Annotated in this window: 2 protein-coding genes; one reads left to right on the top strand and one right to left on the bottom strand. The window is 67.1% G+C overall.

The window, feature by feature from the left end; genetic code table 11:
- Positions 1–1,366 (bottom strand): PAS domain-containing protein (locus WBA11_RS10920; RefSeq protein WP_424520718.1); only part of this gene is annotated, 1,366 nt, incomplete at its 3' end.
- Between the two features lie 184 nt (positions 1,367–1,550).
- Here WBA11_RS10920 and WBA11_RS10915 point away from each other — a divergent pair.
- Positions 1,551–2,371 (top strand): Clp protease N-terminal domain-containing protein (locus tag WBA11_RS10915; protein WP_424520717.1); only part of this gene is annotated, 821 nt, incomplete at its 3' end.

Genomic DNA, 2,371 nt, shown 5'->3' with positions numbered 1-2,371 from the left:
TGGCCAGGAACTCGCTCTTGGCCCGGGTCGCCGACTCCGCGGCCTCCTTCGCCTCCCGGAGCTCCGCCTCGGCCTGCTTCCACGCCGTGATGTCGCGGGACACCCCGACCAGCCCGACGACCTCGCCACCGGCGTCGCGGAGCGGGACCTTGGTGGTGAGAAGCCAGCCGCCTTGGTCGCGTGGCTCTTCCTTGTCACGAATGGCCTTGCCCGTCAAGATGACGCGCAGGTCGTCGGTGCCGGCCCTACGTCCGAGCTCGGGCGAGTCCTCTGCGTCGGCTCGCCCGACGGACTCGTCGGGGTCCTCGAAGCCGAGGGCACGAGCGCTGGCCGTGTTCCGGAGCGTGGCGCGGCCCTCGGTGTCCTTGACGTAGATGTGGTCTGGGATCGCGTCGACCACGGTCCGCAGCAACTTCCTCTGCGCCTCGATCTCGGCCTGAGCGGCTCTCTCGACGCTTACGTCTCGGAAGACGCCGACGACGCCGGAGATGGAGCCATCGGAAGAGTGGAGTGGGACGCGAGAGCCCCGTAGCCAGGCTGTCTCCCCGTTGATCTGGTGCTCTCGCTCGTCGTGCACGATGTCTTTCCTCCCTTCTACCACGGACCGCTGCAGCGACGCTTCGTACCGAGCTTGGTCTGGAGGCAACGGGTCGAACGCGCTGTCACCGATGCCTTCGCTGGTCGACGACAGTCCGAGAAGCTCGACGGTGGCCTGGTTTCGCATCATCGTGCGCCCCTCAGTATCGTTCACCACGACGACGTCGGGGATCGCGTCGATGATCGACCGGAGCATGACTCGCTGAGCAGCAGCTTCGTCTCGCCCCGTCCTCAACTGGTCGAGGACGACGAGCCTGGCGATTCCCGCCATGTAGACGCCGACGGACACGGAGACCACAAAGAATGAGAACAGCCCGACATCGAGCACGAACCCTCCGGTAGCGAGCGCGACGCCGCTGAGGGCGACCCCAAGAGACGCGGTCAGGACCTGGAGCGATTTCCGAGTCCGGGCGTAGATCGCGATCGCGAGGCCGGCCGCGATCAGGACAGCGCTGACTCCAAATGAGATGGGAGCGTCGAAGCCTGCACGGACGCCCAGCCACGTCCCGATGACGGCGATGACAGACGGGTGCAGGATCGCGCATCGAACGACGGCCTGCTTCGACCACGTGCCCACGAACGAGGCCGCGACCATGCCCACGGTCCACACTCCCATGACCGCCCACGCCCATCCTGGGTGCTGCGCCGGGGACCCGGTCAGGCGCAAGAAACCCCAGAACACCACCAGAAGGAGCCCGCCGGCGGCGACCAGCAGACGGAATGGGACGAGCGATTTGGGGCTCGCGGCGGATCGTGACGGAGTTGCCATTCGCTTCTAGGAACACTCTCTGTATCGGAGGTTGAGGGCTCGACTCAAGTGTGCTGGCCATACGCGCCCAATAACGGCTGACACGGTGACAGCCCCGCGCTCGTGGCACGCCGTGTGCTCTCCCCTCTCGCGAACGAACCCGTACCTGCGCCGGCCCTGTGTCCGGCCACCCTGACACTGATTCATGAACCTCCAAAAGTTTACCGTCAAGGCCCAAGAGGCCGTCCAGTCCGCCCTCGAGGTCGCCCAGAGCAAGAACCACCAGGGCGTCGAGCCGGCCCACCTGCTGAAGGCTTTTTTGCACGACGAAGGTGGCCTGGTCCACACCTTGCTCTCTCGGCTCAGCGCCAACGCCGACACGCTCGGGGCGCTCGTCGACCGCGCCATCGACAAGCTGCCGACCGTGACCGGCTCGTCCGTGTCGGGCCAGTACGTCGGGACGGAACTGAACAAGGCGTTCGACCTCGCCCTCGAGGACGCCGACGCGCTGGGCGACGAGTACGTCGCGACGGAGCACCTGCTGATGGCGCTGGCCCAGGGCGACGGGCCGACGGCGAACGCGCTCGAGAGCCAGGGCGTCACGAAAGAGGCGCTCTTGGAGGTCTTGCGCGACGTCCGAGGTGGCCAGCGCGTTTCGGACCCCTACGCTGAGTCGAAGTACGACGCGCTCAACCGCTACGCCCGCGACCTCAACGACGCGGCCCGGAAGGGCCAGATCGACCCCGTGATCGGCCGTGACGACGAGATCCGGCGCGTGCTGCAGATCTTGTCGCGGCGGACCAAGAACAACCCTGTCTTGGTGGGCGAGCCGGGCGTCGGCAAGACGGCGATCGCGGAGGGCCTGGCCATCCGGATCGTCGAGGGCGACGTGCCTGAGGGGTTGCAGTCCCGGCGGATCCTGTCGCTCGACATGGGTGCGCTGATCGCGGGCGCCAAGTACCGCGGCGAGTTCGAGGACCGGCTCAAGGCCGTCGTCAAGGACGTGGCGGACTCGGACGGCGAGGT

It is taken from the genome of Rubrivirga sp. (assembly GCF_049648075.1).
Lineage (GTDB): Bacteria > Bacteroidota > Rhodothermia > Rhodothermales > Rubricoccaceae > Rubrivirga.
This window is presented reverse-complemented; position numbering and strand designations above follow the sequence as displayed.